General features: G+C 59.4%; 15 protein-coding genes. 8 read left to right on the top strand and 7 right to left on the bottom strand.

Annotation, left to right across the window (positions count from 1 at the left end; genetic code table 11):
• Positions 1–179: 179 nt before the first annotated feature.
• From nrdG to folB, 4 genes are all read left to right on the top strand, one after another.
• Positions 180–761 (top strand): anaerobic ribonucleoside-triphosphate reductase activating protein, encoded by a 582-nt coding sequence (nrdG, locus tag ARB25_RS07015; protein WP_055286924.1) that lies wholly within the window; start codon positions 180–182, stop codon positions 759–761.
• A gap of 66 nt (positions 762–827) precedes the next feature.
• Entirely contained in the window at positions 828–1,385 is a 558-nt protein-coding gene (gene folE, locus ARB25_RS07010; protein WP_055286922.1) for a GTP cyclohydrolase I FolE, read from the top strand.
• 1 nt (position 1,386) lies between these two features.
• The gene (locus ARB25_RS07005; RefSeq protein WP_172676340.1) at positions 1,387–1,968 is read left to right on the top strand and encodes an HD domain-containing protein; all 582 of its coding nucleotides are present in this window, start codon (positions 1,387–1,389) and stop codon (positions 1,966–1,968) included.
• 43 nt (positions 1,969–2,011) lie between these two features.
• A complete protein-coding gene (folB, locus tag ARB25_RS07000) occupies positions 2,012–2,497 on the top strand; it encodes a dihydroneopterin aldolase (protein ID WP_055286920.1) in 486 nt (161 codons plus the stop codon).
• A 6-nt stretch (positions 2,498–2,503) separates the two neighbouring features.
• Here folB and ARB25_RS06995 read toward each other — a convergent pair whose 3' ends face one another.
• Together ARB25_RS06995 and ARB25_RS06990 are read right to left on the bottom strand one after the other, a co-directional pair.
• Positions 2,504–3,280 (bottom strand): M48 family metallopeptidase, encoded by a 777-nt coding sequence (locus ARB25_RS06995; RefSeq protein ID WP_172676339.1) that lies wholly within the window; start codon positions 3,278–3,280, stop codon positions 2,504–2,506.
• A 74-nt stretch (positions 3,281–3,354) separates the two neighbouring features.
• Complete coding sequence (locus ARB25_RS06990; RefSeq protein WP_055286917.1) at positions 3,355–4,368, bottom strand: dipeptidase; 1,014 nt, start codon at positions 4,366–4,368, stop codon at positions 3,355–3,357.
• A 120-nt stretch (positions 4,369–4,488) separates the two neighbouring features.
• Between ARB25_RS06990 and ARB25_RS06985 the strand changes: the two genes are divergently transcribed.
• The 3 genes from ARB25_RS06985 (at position 4,489) to ARB25_RS06975 (ending at position 6,380) form a co-directional block, all read left to right on the top strand.
• Positions 4,489–4,917, top strand: a complete 429-nt coding sequence (locus ARB25_RS06985) for an FKBP-type peptidyl-prolyl cis-trans isomerase (protein WP_055286916.1) — start codon at positions 4,489–4,491, stop codon at positions 4,915–4,917.
• Between the two features lie 3 nt (positions 4,918–4,920).
• The gene (locus tag ARB25_RS06980; RefSeq protein WP_055286914.1) at positions 4,921–5,499 is read left to right on the top strand and encodes an urease accessory protein UreE; all 579 of its coding nucleotides are present in this window, start codon (positions 4,921–4,923) and stop codon (positions 5,497–5,499) included.
• 83 nt (positions 5,500–5,582) lie between these two features.
• Positions 5,583–6,380, top strand: a complete 798-nt coding sequence (locus ARB25_RS06975) for an HAD-IIB family hydrolase (protein WP_172676338.1) — start codon at positions 5,583–5,585, stop codon at positions 6,378–6,380.
• A gap of 76 nt (positions 6,381–6,456) precedes the next feature.
• Here the strand turns inward: ARB25_RS06975 and ARB25_RS06970 are convergent, their stop codons facing one another.
• The 5 genes from ARB25_RS06970 to ARB25_RS06950 form a co-directional block, all read right to left on the bottom strand.
• Positions 6,457–6,837, bottom strand: coding sequence for a Fur family transcriptional regulator (locus ARB25_RS06970; protein WP_172676337.1), 381 nt, complete (start codon positions 6,835–6,837; stop codon positions 6,457–6,459).
• Between the two features lie 61 nt (positions 6,838–6,898).
• A complete protein-coding gene (locus tag ARB25_RS06965; protein ID WP_055286910.1) occupies positions 6,899–7,309 on the bottom strand; it encodes an acylphosphatase in 411 nt (136 codons plus the stop codon).
• Between the two features lie 2 nt (positions 7,310–7,311).
• Positions 7,312–8,418, bottom strand: coding sequence for a Gfo/Idh/MocA family protein (locus ARB25_RS06960; RefSeq protein ID WP_055286908.1), 1,107 nt, complete (start codon positions 8,416–8,418; stop codon positions 7,312–7,314).
• A gap of 73 nt (positions 8,419–8,491) precedes the next feature.
• Positions 8,492–8,977, bottom strand: coding sequence for a ribonuclease HI (gene rnhA, locus ARB25_RS06955; RefSeq protein ID WP_055286906.1), 486 nt, complete (start codon positions 8,975–8,977; stop codon positions 8,492–8,494).
• A gap of 63 nt (positions 8,978–9,040) precedes the next feature.
• Positions 9,041–9,979: a LysR family transcriptional regulator gene (locus ARB25_RS06950; RefSeq protein ID WP_055286904.1), complete on the bottom strand. Its 939-nt coding sequence runs from the start codon at positions 9,977–9,979 to the stop codon at positions 9,041–9,043.
• A gap of 273 nt (positions 9,980–10,252) precedes the next feature.
• On the opposite strand from ARB25_RS06950, the gene ARB25_RS06945 reads away from it, so the two are divergent.
• Positions 10,253–11,563, top strand: coding sequence for an O-acetylhomoserine aminocarboxypropyltransferase/cysteine synthase family protein (locus ARB25_RS06945; RefSeq protein WP_055286902.1), 1,311 nt, complete (start codon positions 10,253–10,255; stop codon positions 11,561–11,563).
• Positions 11,564–11,673: the final 110 nt, after the last annotated feature.

Below are 11,673 nucleotides of genomic sequence, written 5' to 3'. Positions count from 1 at the left end.
AGCTGCAACTCAGTATTTATTAGACCTCGAACCCTATACTCGATGTTCGCTTCGTTCACCGAGTATCGCTCGCGAGGGGTCTGGAGTATATCGTCCCGCCCGCAGTTCTGCAGCGAGCGCAGCGAGCGAAGCTGTTTGAGGACGGGATGATATACTCCAGACCCCCAGAAAGGTTACCTATGAACTACGCGAACATTAAGTATTTCGACATTGCTGATGGAGAAGGCGTTCGTACTTCTCTGTTTGTGAGCGGGTGCCGTCGTGGGTGCAAGAATTGCTTTAACTCTGTCGCGTGGGACTTTGCTGCGGGTGAGCCGTTCGATCGTGCCGTCGAGGACAAGATTATCGAGAGTCTCGACCATCCCTTTATCGATGGCCTGACGATTCTGGGCGGCGAGCCTATGGAGCCCGAGAATCAGGCGGGGCTTGTTGACTTTATCGAACGCGTGCGTGCGGCCTATCCCGCGGGGTCGGGCAAGACCATTTGGTGCTTTACCGGCGACGTGCTCGAGGAGCTTATGCCGGGTGGCCGTCATCATACCGAGGCGACGAACCGTATCCTGGCCTGCCTCGACATGTTGGTGGACGGCCCGTTCGTTCAGGATCTGTACGATATCTCATTGCGCTTTAGGGGCTCGAGTAACCAGCGTGTGATCGATATGAACGCTACGCGCGACCGTGCTGAGCGCGAGGGTGTTGCGCTTTGTGATGCGGTTGAACTTTGGCGGGACGATCCAGTCTATTCGACCCATACTATGTAGCTTGTGGCCGATGCCAAAGGGCGTGGTACCATAGCGCGAACGCAAAATCGGAAAAGTGAGGCCCAGATGATCGATCAGGAAAAAGTCGAGGCCGCCATTAAGCTGTTGCTTGAGGGCATAGGCGAGGACCCAACTCGTGAGGGCCTGCTGGAGACCCCGGCGCGCGTTGCCCGTATGTATGGTGAGATCGCCGGCGGTATGGACCAGAGTGCCGAGGGGCACCTGTCCAAAACCTTTGCCGTCGCTTCGAACGATTTGGTTATCGAGCGCGACATCACGTTCTACTCGCTGTGCGAACATCATCTGCTGCCGTTTTATGGCAAGGCCGCCATTGGTTATATCCCCAACGGCCGTGTCGCAGGGCTCTCTAAGCTTGCCCGCACGGTTGAGGGCTACGCCCGTCGTCTGCAGCTGCAGGAGCAGCTGTGCGCACAGGTTGCCGATGCCCTCATGGAGTATCTCGCTCCCCAGGGAGCGATTGTGCTCATGGAGGCTGAGCATATGTGCATGACCATGCGCGGCGTGCAAAAGCCTGGCACCAAGACCGTGACGCTCGCTCGCCGCGGCGTCTTTGAGACCGATCCGTCGCTCGAGGAGCGGTTCTTTAGGATGCTGGGCCGTTAGCATGAGGGTCGTCAATGACTTTACATCGAAGACCGATGGGGGGACGCCGCGTCGCGGCTTCATGGCTTCGGGCCTGGCCCCTTTTGATGCCATGCCTCGCATTGATTACATCTGTGCCAACGGTCTGTTCCGGCGGCACCTGGGCAACATTGCACAGTTGGAATCGGGGCGCATCTTCTGCCGCCACGGTATTGACCATCTTCTCGATGTCGCTCGCATTATGTGGATCAAGAATCTCGAGGAACAGCTCGAATTTGACCGTGAGGTCATCTACGCCACGGCACTTCTTCACGATATCGGCAAAGATGAACAGTATGAATCGGGTATATCCCATGATGTTGCAAGCGAACGCGTCGCTGATGCGATTCTCGGCGGCATGCCCGATGATGTGGCGTTTGAGCCGGCCGATGCCGCAGCCATTAAGACGGCCATTCTGGGCCATCGAAAGCTGCGTGTGAACAGCCAACCGCTTGAGCGTCTGCTCTATGCAGCCGACAAAGCGTCGCGCGCCTGCTTTGCATGCCCCGCGCGCAATGCTTGCAACTGGAGCGATGATAAAAAGAACCTGTCGATTCGCGTGTAGTTAGTTTACGCGGTCGGGGTTCTAAACGAAGGAGACGATCGCGATGAGCAACAAGAAACTGCCCGAGAATGCAACCAAGACTGAAGGCGCCGAGCTCGCCCGCCGTGGAAGGGGCGATATATCCACCGCAACGGCGGTGCCCCACGTGAGTTATGACGATCTGCGCCATGCTGACCGCATTACTATCGACGGTCTCGAGGTCTTTGCCAACCACGGCGTGTATCCCGAAGAGAATGCGCTGGGCCAGAAGTTCATCGTGTCCTTGGTGCTCTATGCCGACCTGCGTGCAGCGGGGGAGCACGATAACCTGGACGCTTCGATTGACTACGGCTCGGTGTGCCACGATGTCGATGGCTATCTGCGCGAGCATACGTTTAAACTCATCGAGGCGGCAGCCGAGGGTGTGGCCCAGATGCTGCTGCGTCGTTACCCCTTGCTGCTTGGCGTGCGTGTTAAGCTCGATAAGCCTTGGGCTCCCGTCGGTCTTCCCCTGGCAAGCTGCGGCGTCGAGATCGAGCGCGTGCGCTAACCGGTTCTAATACGTCTCTATGGGCGGCTGCTTGAGCCGCTGCGATAGAGCTCTATTGTTGGGACAGTACGTGTCGAGCAGGGCGTGAAACCGCTGATTGTGGCTTGGCTCGAGCAGGTGGACGAGCTCGTGGGCGACAACCATGCCGAGACACTCGACGGGGTAGGCGGCAAGTTCTCGTGCGATGCGAATGGCGCCGGTTTTGGGCGTGCATGATCCCCAGCGCGTTTTCATGCTGCGCACGGAAACGCGGGAAACGGCGACATCCATTGCGATTTCGTACGCGCGTACCATATCGCGCAGCGCCGATGTGACTTCGGACGTATAGAGCTGGTCAATATGGGCTTGGATCTCACTGGGCGTTAAGCCGTCGAGGGTCGCATTCCACTTGGCCTGCGGACGTTCGTCTGGCTCGTCGGCACCCATAAAACTTGCGAAGGTGGCCTGCTTGGGCCGCGGTGCGGGTGATGCAAAGTTGTGATCGAGTGCGTCCTGTACCGTGATGGGCTTGCCCCAAAGCGCAATGATGGACGAGGGGCTGAGCGGCTCTCGTGCCGTCGCCTGACGTTGCTCGCGCTGGGCAAGCCGGCTGATAATCCAGGCGCTGTTGCGCTTCACAAACGCTTCGATACGCTCGCGGCTGGCGCCGAGCGGCGCGCTGGCGTGGACCTCACCGCTCGATGTGACGCGTAGGTTGAAGTTCTTGACGCACTTTTTGGTAACGACGACGGGGATGGGCGTCCCATCCGGTCGGGGTACGGAAATCGTAAACTGCTGCGTCAAAAGCGGTCCTTCAGATTGGGGACGGGCCGGCATGTCGACCGTTCGGCATGCCGGCCCGCTCAAGGGATGTGAAATTAATAACGCTCAAAGAAGGCAAGCGCGTTGTCGCTGCAGAGCTTCTGCATCACAGTCTTGCCAAAGTGCTTGGAGAGCATGTTCTGGAACTCGGGCATCTTGCTGGCGTCGGAGAGGAAAGCGGGCACCGCGGCACCGTCCCAGTCGCCGCCGAGCGCGATGACATTTTCGCCACCCAGGTCAAGCCAGTGCTCGATATGTGCCGCCAGCTGGTCGAAGGTGACGTCTGCGGCTGTCTTGTCGGTTGCGTCGTTGGATAGGAACTCGCTGCAGTAGTTGAGGCCGACGATGCCACCCATGTCGCGAATGGTGCGGAACTGGTCGTCGGTAAGGTTGCGCTTAACGCCGCAAACTGCGCGGGAGTTGGAGTGGCTGGCGACGAAGGGGCGCGTGGCGTGGGCGACAACCTCGTCAAAGCACTCATCGTTGAGGTGGGAGACGTCGAGCACCATGCCGGCGTGCTCCATCTGCGTAAGCGCCTCGATGCCGGCGGCGGTGAGGCCGGCGTGGGTGTCGTGGCCGCTCGCGAGCGGTCCCTGCGCGTTCCAGCTGAGTGATGACATGAGTACGCCCAAGCTCTTGAGCACCTCGATCAGCGCGGGGTCCTCGGCAAAGAACGTGGCGTTTTCGATGGTGTGGATGCAGGCGACCTTGCCATCTTTGAGCGCAGGGCGAATGTCTGCCGCGCTGCGTACGTTGACCATGCGGTCGTGGTTGAGCATTGCCTGGCCGCTCATGTGCGCCATGATCTGCGCCTGGAAGCGCGCGGCGTGGGCGGTGGGAATCTCGTCGGGGACAAACGTGGCGAAGCACTGTGCCCACGGCGTGTTGCCGATCTTCGCGAGCGAGATGGCGCAGGCGTTACCCTCGATGAGGTCGAAATCTTGCGGATGCGTTTCGTCGCCGGGGAAATAACCGTCGGTGCCGGCGGTAAAGCGCAGGTCGAGATCGAGCGTGGCCCAGCCGATTCGGTCGGCGGTGTCGCAGTGTAGGTCAAATACGGGATATGCCATGGTTCCTCCGGTTGCAGCGTTTCTTTGCAAACTGTCATTGAATTGTATGACTAGGGTATAGTTAGCGCCATATGTTCACGGCGGCCCGCGTTGTGCGCCGCCCTTATCACGGAGGTTACCATGTCCAACCAGGGCAAGAAGGTCAAGACCCATTATCGCGGCACGCTCGATGACGGCACGCAGTTCGATAGCTCCTACGATCGCGGCGAGCCGCTGGAGTTCACCTGCGGCGCCGGTCAGATGATCAAGGGCTTCGACGCCGCTGTTGTCGACATGCAGGTGGGCGAGAAGAAGACCGTGCACATTCCTGCTGCCGATGCCTACGGCGAGCACAATCCCGAGATGGTTATTACCTTCCCGGCCGAGCAGGTTCCCAACATCGAGCAGATCGAGAAGGGCATGAAGCTCTTCCTGTCCACGCCGAGCGGCATGCCTGTCCCCGCCGTCGTCATCGACGTAACGCCCGAGGCTGTGACGCTCGATGCCAACCACGAGCTTGCCGGCAAGGACCTCAACTTTGATATCGAGCTCGTCGAGGTCGAGGGTTAGAGCATGCCTGAGCGCTTGGTTTCGACGACATGCTTGGGAAATCTCAACGATCCGTCCTATGAACTTCTGCTTCGCCGGAAGTTGGGCGGCGTCTTTGAAGTTGACGAGCTACTGCTCGATTGGGACCAGGCTGATGTATACGCGTTTGTGGGCGTGACGGAGCTGGGGCGCACGGTCGATGTTCGGCTGGATACTGCCGACGGCGGTCGTCTTGCCGACGGCGACGTGCTCGCCATTGACCGTTCGGGCATGGTGCCCGTGGCGGTTGTCGTGCGCTTGCGCAGCGCCGAGGTTTATTTGGTCGAAGTTGACCGCATGGACCCGATTGCGCTCGCGCATTCGTGCTGGGAGATCGGCAACATGCATGCGCCGCTCTTCCGGGGCGACTCGGACGAGCATACTGTGCGCATGTATACGCCGGTGCAGCCTGTTTTGGGCCGCATGCTCCGGGGTGTCGAGGGTGTTCGGCTCTCGCTGGTTACCCGTGAACTCGATGCGGACCGGCGCTTTGCGTCGAGTGCGGCGGAGGTCGTCGTGAGCATGGCTCCCGACTTTACCATCGTAAAAAAGGCGCGCGGCTAAGCGCGCGTATGCGCAAGACGGGCTTTGAGGGGCGACCGATCAAGGTCCGTCTTGCTGTTGATATTAGGCTTTGGGGGAAGCATATGGGTCTTGAGGGAATCAAACTGATTGCATGCGATTTGGACGGCACGTTGCTGCATCCGGGGGAGCGCGAGCTGCGTTCCGAGGCCTTTGAGCTTATCGATGAGCTGCATCGTCGTGGTATCGTGTTTATGCCGGCGAGTGGCCGTCAATATGCGAGCTTGCGCTACCTGTTTGCCCCGGTGGCCGATGAGCTCGCCTATGTATGCGAAAACGGAACCCTGGTGATGAGCGAGGGGCGTGCCGTCGTCAAGCGTTCCATGGAGCGTAGCCTTGCTATGGTTATTGCGAATACCGTGGTTGCGTATCCCCATACCGACATGACCCTTTCGTGTGAGGGGCACATCTACACCATGAGCGGCAACGATGCGTTCGTCGACCATTTGCGCTATGTGGTCCACTGCGATGTGGCGGTGGTCGACCGTCCCGAGGACATCGACGAGGACGTCATTAAGATTGGCTTCCAGACGCCCGAGGTGGATTATCCGGCGGCCCGGGAGTATTTCGAGCGCCTCTTTGGCGACCGTGTCGATGTGATGACGTCAGGAACCGCATGGACGGACCTTATCGGTTTCGGTTCGGGCAAGGGCTCCGCGCTTGCCGATTACGGTCGTATCCTGGGGATTTCGCCCGATGAGATGATGGCATTTGGCGACAATGAGAACGATCGCGACATGCTCAACGTCGTGGGCCATCCCTATCTGATGGAGAGCTGCAACCCCACCATGCGCGGTATCAACGATCGCGTCCGTTACGTGCACACGGTCGAAGAAGAACTGCGCCGCCTGCTCGCCGAGTAGGTTTTCGGGACATGCCTAGAAATGTACTGTTTGCTGTAACGGATGGGAAAGTAGATTTGCAGGCATGCCCCAAAGGCTACCGGCAGTCGGGGCAGAGTCCCTCAAAGATGGTGTAGTGCGAGCTGACGCTCCATCCGATTTGTTCGGATGCCCTGGCGTCGAGCTGGGCATCGAAGGGGAGCGGCACGTCGATGACGCGGCTGCACGAGGTGCAGATGATATGTGCGTGCGGCTCGATGGTGCGATCGAAGCGGCTGCCGCCCGGCGTCTTAATAGAGAGAATCTCGCCGGCGTCGGCTAAGAGATTGAGGTTGCGGTAGACCGTGCCGCGGCTGATCTTGTCATCCTGTTCGCGTACGACATTGTAGATTTCGTCGGCGGTGGGATGGTTATAGCTTTGGCGCACAGCGTCAAGAACCAGCTTTCGCTGCCTGGTATTCCTTCTTTGCACCGCCATGCGCCTCGCCTCTTTTCTGTAAACGGCATGAAGCAAATGATACCTTATTTAGAACACAATACTAATAGCGAGGGCTAAAACCATCCTCGTTGGCAAGCGGGGTGCGAGCTTGAGCGTCTACAAGGCGAAAACGTGTCCCCATGCGCTCATAGGAGGCATGAAGCGCCTCGAGCAGAGACACGATGTTTGCCGGCGTGCCCTGTAACTCCATCTCAACCGAGCCGTCTTCCATATTGCGCACCCAGCCGGTGAGGGAGCGCGCCTGTGCGAGGTTGGTGTTGGTGAAGCGGAAACCGACGCCCTGGACTTGCCCCTCCCACCGCAGGAAATAGCGTTGCGGGGCGTCTTGAGTGGCCTCGTCGCTTGCGAGCACGGTGAGCCTGCGGCGCAGCTCGAGCTCGACGCCAGAGAGCTTTTGGGGTTCGCGGCTGCCGCCGGCGACGCTGGAGAAGAACGTATCGAAGAAGCTCATCGCTAGGCCTGCTTGTCTGCGTCGGCCGGGAAGGTAATGCCGGCCTGCTGGCGTACGGCATCCATGATGCGCAGTGAGACGAGCGTGACATCGCGGTAGTGTCCGAGCTCGTGGCGTCCCGCCGGGGTCTCCCAAATCTCTTCCTTAACGTTATCGATACCGCCGATGGCGGTGATAAAGTCTGTGAGTTCGTATTCCATAGTGTTGCTCGATTTGGGCAGGTCGAGCACGCGGCCGTTGTCGCCCTGTTCGCGCGGCGCCTCGGTCGCCGAGCCGCGTACGACGTCGCCGCGATAGTCGATGCGGACGTTGCGGGGCGTTGACAGATGGTCAATCTGGATAGTGCCACGCTCGCCTTCGATCTGCGAGGGCAGTAGGTCATTCGTAATTTTGGAGTGCGCGAGCTCGACGGAGATGCGGCCTCCGCCATAGCTGGCGAGGATGGAACCGCAGCCGTCGATGGGGCCGTGCGTGAGCTGTCGCGTGGTGGGGTCGAGCAGAGTAGTCATGCTCGTAAGGCCGGAGGGCATGCCGAAAATCTCGACCATGGGCTCGACGGCGTAGACGCCAATGTCCATGAGGGAACCCGATGCCATATTGCAGTCGAAGATATTGGTGGCGCGTCCCGCGAGAATCTCGTTGTAGCGCGAGGAATACTTGCCAAAGCGCAATGAGGCACGGCGGATGGGGGCGATCTCGCCCAGGGCGTCCTCGATGGCGTGGAAGGCGTGATCGTGGAGGGGACGCATGGCCTCGAGGGCCACGACACCTGCTGCCTCGGCAGCGCGGAAGACTTCCAGCGCCTGCGCTTCGGTGGCGCAGAAGGGTTTCTCGACGATGACGTGCTTGCCACCGGCGATGCAGGCAAGGGCCTGCTCGTAGTGAAGTGCGTTAGGGCTGCCGATATAGACGGCGTCGACGTCGGCGGCGGACGCGAGATCGTCAAGTGCGGTGAAGTTACGCTCGCCACCGCGCTCGGCGGTAAAGGCAGCACCGCGATTGGCATCGCGCGAGAGCGTGCCCACAAACGCGGCTTGGTCGTTGGCGTTGACGACCTGGATAAAGTCGTCGGTAATCATGGATGTGCCGATGGTCGCGATGCGCAGCATACGTCCCCCTTGCGTTGTTTGGTCTACAGGATGAGTGTAGCGCGTGGGGATATAAAGCTGCGCGAAAACGCTATTACAGGTCGCTCTCGTTAAAGCCGGTGTCGATATCGAGGTTGCTGCCGTCGGCCGCCGTGGTGGCGAGCTCATCGCAGCGCTCGTTGAGCTCGTGGCCGGCATGCCCCTTAACCCAGATGAACTCCACCTTATGCTTGCTTTTGGCGGCAAGCAGGCGCTCCCACAGGTCGCGGTTCTTGACGGGCTGCTTGTTGGCAGTTTTCCACCCGCGCTTTTTCCAGCCGTCGATCCAGTGTTTATTGAAAGCGTTGACGACGTACTGCGAATCGGAATGGACCTCGACCTCGCAGGGGCGGTTAAGTGCCTCGAGCGCCACGATGACCGCCATGAGCTCCATGCGGTTGTTGGTGGTCTTGGCGTAGCCGCGCGAAAGCTCGGAGGTGAAGGTCTTGCCGGCGGGGTTGGTGTATTTGAGCACGGCGCCGTAGCCGCCGCGTCCCGGATTTGATCGGGCCGAGCCGTCGGTATAGATGATGACCTTCACGGGCTTCCTTTCGTTGGATACGTTTCGCGTGAGTGACCATTGTAGCGCCGCGTTCGCCGAGGGCTAGCAATCTACCATATCTACCCCGTCCTCTGATGGCTGGTTTTCTTGGATGATACGGTTGAGCTCGTCGAGGTATTGCTGCAAGAGGGAAGAGGGCTTGCGCTCGTTGTGCATGATATAGCCTACGTGCATCGTTGGGGCGTCTGCTAACGGGATCGATGCCATACCCCATTGCATTTCATTGGAGAGGACACCGGTCGACAGGGTGTAACCGTTCGACGTGATAAGTAAGTTAGTAAGTGTTCCGCGGTCCGAGATTCGTATGTTGCGGTCGCAAGGGATATAGCTAAAAGGTTCCTCGGCGTAATAGAAGGAGTTCGAGGTGCCTTGCTCAAAGCTGTAGCGCGTATAGGGTGTAAGGTCGGCAAGGGACAGCTGAGGGCGGCGTGCGAGCGGGTGGCGCTCGCTAACGAAGACGTGGACCGTCGCGTCGAAGAGGGGATGGAAGCTTGCGCGGGCATCGGCGAAGGCCTTCTGCAGAACGCGGGCGTTAAAGTCATCCAGATACAGAATGCCGATATCGCTGCGAAACGCGCGGACGTCATCGATGATCTGCGATGTGGTGGTCTCGCGCATGATGAACTCGAACTTGCTGTCGCGGCAGCGCTCGACCACGTTGACAAAGGCCTCGACCGAAAAGGCGTAGTGCTGGGCGGAAATGGCGAGGCGGGCTTGCGGGGTGCCGCCGTCCTCGTAGCGCGCCTCGAGCATATCGGCCTGCTCTACGACTTGACGCGCATAGCCCAAAAGCTCGGTGCCGTCGTTGGTGAGCGTGACGCCGCGGCTGGAGCGCGTAAAGATCTCCAGATGGAGCTCCTGTTCCAGGCTTTTGACGGCGTTTGAGATGTTGGACTGAGCAGTATAGAGGCGCTGAGCTGCGGCGTTGATTGAGCCGGACTCTGCCACGGCGATCAGAAAACGAAGCTGCTGGAGGGTCATCGGCGCCGTCCTTTCGAGCGTTATCTACAAAACCGATAACAGGTTAGCGCTTTTAAGTGATTGACCGAGCGAAACAATGCTCGTACTATTCAAAACACACAAAGGCGGTAGGTAATTAAACCGACCACGGAACCGGGATGCGAAAGGAGGCCCGCATATGAAATGCTTACCAAGACGAATGCCGGGCTCCTGTTTGCGCCCGTCGGCGTGATCAGGAGACAGCGACTTACTTCTCTCTAATTTATTAACTTTTGTTCGATCAAGGAGATCATCATGAGCCAGTTCATCAACAACCCCGAGCACACCTTTGGTTTCGATACCCTGCAGCTTCACGTTGGCCAGGAGAGCGCCGATCCCGCATCCGACTCCCGCGCCGTGCCTATCTACCAGACCACGAGCTATGTGTTCCGCAACTCCCAGCACGCCGCCGATCGCTTTGGTCTTGCCGACGCCGGTAACATCTACGGCCGTCTGACCAACTCCACCCAGGGCGTCTTCGAGGACCGTATCGCCGCACTCGAGGGTGGTGTGGCAGGTCTTGCCGTCGCCTCCGGTGCTGCTGCCATCACCTATACCCTGCAGGCTCTTGCCCAGGCCGGTGACCACGTGGTGGCTCAGAAGACCATCTACGGTGGCTCCTACAACCTGCTGGAGCATACGCTCTCCCAGTTTGGCGTCGAGACCACCTTCGTCGATGCCCACAACCTGGACGAGGTCGAGGGCGCCATCAAGAACAACACCACGGTCATCTACCTCGAGACGCTCGGCAACCCCAATTCTGACATCCCCAATATCGACGCCATCTCCGAGATCGCCAAGAAGCACGGTTTACCGGTTGTCGTCGACAACACCTTCGGCACCCCGTATCTGTTCCGTCCGCTGGAGCATGGTGCCAACATCGTCGTCCACTCCGCAACCAAGTTTATCGGCGGCCACGGCACCTCGCTGGGCGGTGTGATCGTCGACGGCGGTAACTTCGATTGGAAGGCGAGCGGCAAGTATGAGCAGATCGCCGAGCCCAACCCCTCCTACCATGGCGTCTCGTTTGCCGAGGCTGCCGGTCCCGCCGCCTTCGCAACCTATGTCCGCGCCATCCTGCTGCGTGACGAGGGCGCCTGCATCAGCCCGTTCAACGCCTGGGTCCTGCTCCAGGGCACCGAGACTCTGTCGCTGCGCGTTGACCGTCATGTCGAGAACACCAAGAAGGTCGTTGAGTTCCTGGCTGGTGATAGCCATGTCGCCAAGGTGAACCACCCGATCCTGTCTGAGCACCCCGATCACGAGCTCTATCAGAAGTACTTCCCCAACGGCGGTGCCTCGATCTTTACCTTTGAGATTAAGGGTGGCCAGGAGGCAGCTTGGAAGTTCATCGACCATCTGCAGGTCTTCTCGCTGCTCGCCAACGTGGCCGACGTCAAGTCGCTCGTCGTGCACCCGGCTACCACCACGCACTCCCAGCTCTCTGCCGAGGAACTCGCCGAGCAGAACATCACGCCCTCTACGATCCGTCTTTCCATCGGTACCGAGAACGCCGAGGATATCATTTGGGATCTGAAGCAGGCCTTCGCCGCGCTGGACGAGTAAGGCGACTTGTGCAAGGACCCCTTGCGACTCGATAGGTATAACTGCATAAAATGCCTGCTCAAGGCGCCTGTGCGAACAATGGTTGCACAGGCGCCTTTTTTGCATAGAGC

Source organism: Collinsella aerofaciens (assembly GCF_001405375.1).
Classification (GTDB): Bacteria; Actinomycetota; Coriobacteriia; order Coriobacteriales; family Coriobacteriaceae; genus Collinsella; species Collinsella aerofaciens_F.
The sequence above is the reverse complement of the archived record's forward strand: the minus strand, read 5'-3'. Positions and strand labels throughout refer to the sequence as shown.

What these genes read in the sequence shown, in the direction of transcription:
- nrdG (WP_055286924.1), top strand. Translation starts at nt 180, where the DNA reads ATGAACTACGCGAACATTAAGTATTTCGACATTGCTGATGGAGAAGGC.
- folE (WP_055286922.1), top strand. Translation starts at nt 828, where the DNA reads ATGATCGATCAGGAAAAAGTCGAGGCCGCCATTAAGCTGTTGCTTGAG.
- ARB25_RS07005 (WP_172676340.1), top strand. Translation starts at nt 1,387, where the DNA reads ATGAGGGTCGTCAATGACTTTACATCGAAGACCGATGGGGGGACGCCG.
- folB (WP_055286920.1), top strand. Translation starts at nt 2,012, where the DNA reads ATGAGCAACAAGAAACTGCCCGAGAATGCAACCAAGACTGAAGGCGCC.
- ARB25_RS06990 (WP_055286917.1), bottom strand. Translation starts at nt 4,368, where the DNA reads ATGGCATATCCCGTATTTGACCTACACTGCGACACCGCCGACCGAATC.
- ARB25_RS06985 (WP_055286916.1), top strand. Translation starts at nt 4,489, where the DNA reads ATGTCCAACCAGGGCAAGAAGGTCAAGACCCATTATCGCGGCACGCTC.
- ARB25_RS06980 (WP_055286914.1), top strand. Translation starts at nt 4,921, where the DNA reads ATGCCTGAGCGCTTGGTTTCGACGACATGCTTGGGAAATCTCAACGAT.
- ARB25_RS06975 (WP_172676338.1), top strand. Translation starts at nt 5,583, where the DNA reads ATGGGTCTTGAGGGAATCAAACTGATTGCATGCGATTTGGACGGCACG.
- ARB25_RS06970 (WP_172676337.1), bottom strand. Translation starts at nt 6,837, where the DNA reads ATGGCGGTGCAAAGAAGGAATACCAGGCAGCGAAAGCTGGTTCTTGAC.
- ARB25_RS06965 (WP_055286910.1), bottom strand. Translation starts at nt 7,309, where the DNA reads ATGAGCTTCTTCGATACGTTCTTCTCCAGCGTCGCCGGCGGCAGCCGC.
- ARB25_RS06960 (WP_055286908.1), bottom strand. Translation starts at nt 8,418, where the DNA reads ATGCTGCGCATCGCGACCATCGGCACATCCATGATTACCGACGACTTT.
- ARB25_RS06950 (WP_055286904.1), bottom strand. Translation starts at nt 9,979, where the DNA reads ATGACCCTCCAGCAGCTTCGTTTTCTGATCGCCGTGGCAGAGTCCGGC.
- ARB25_RS06945 (WP_055286902.1), top strand. Translation starts at nt 10,253, where the DNA reads ATGAGCCAGTTCATCAACAACCCCGAGCACACCTTTGGTTTCGATACC.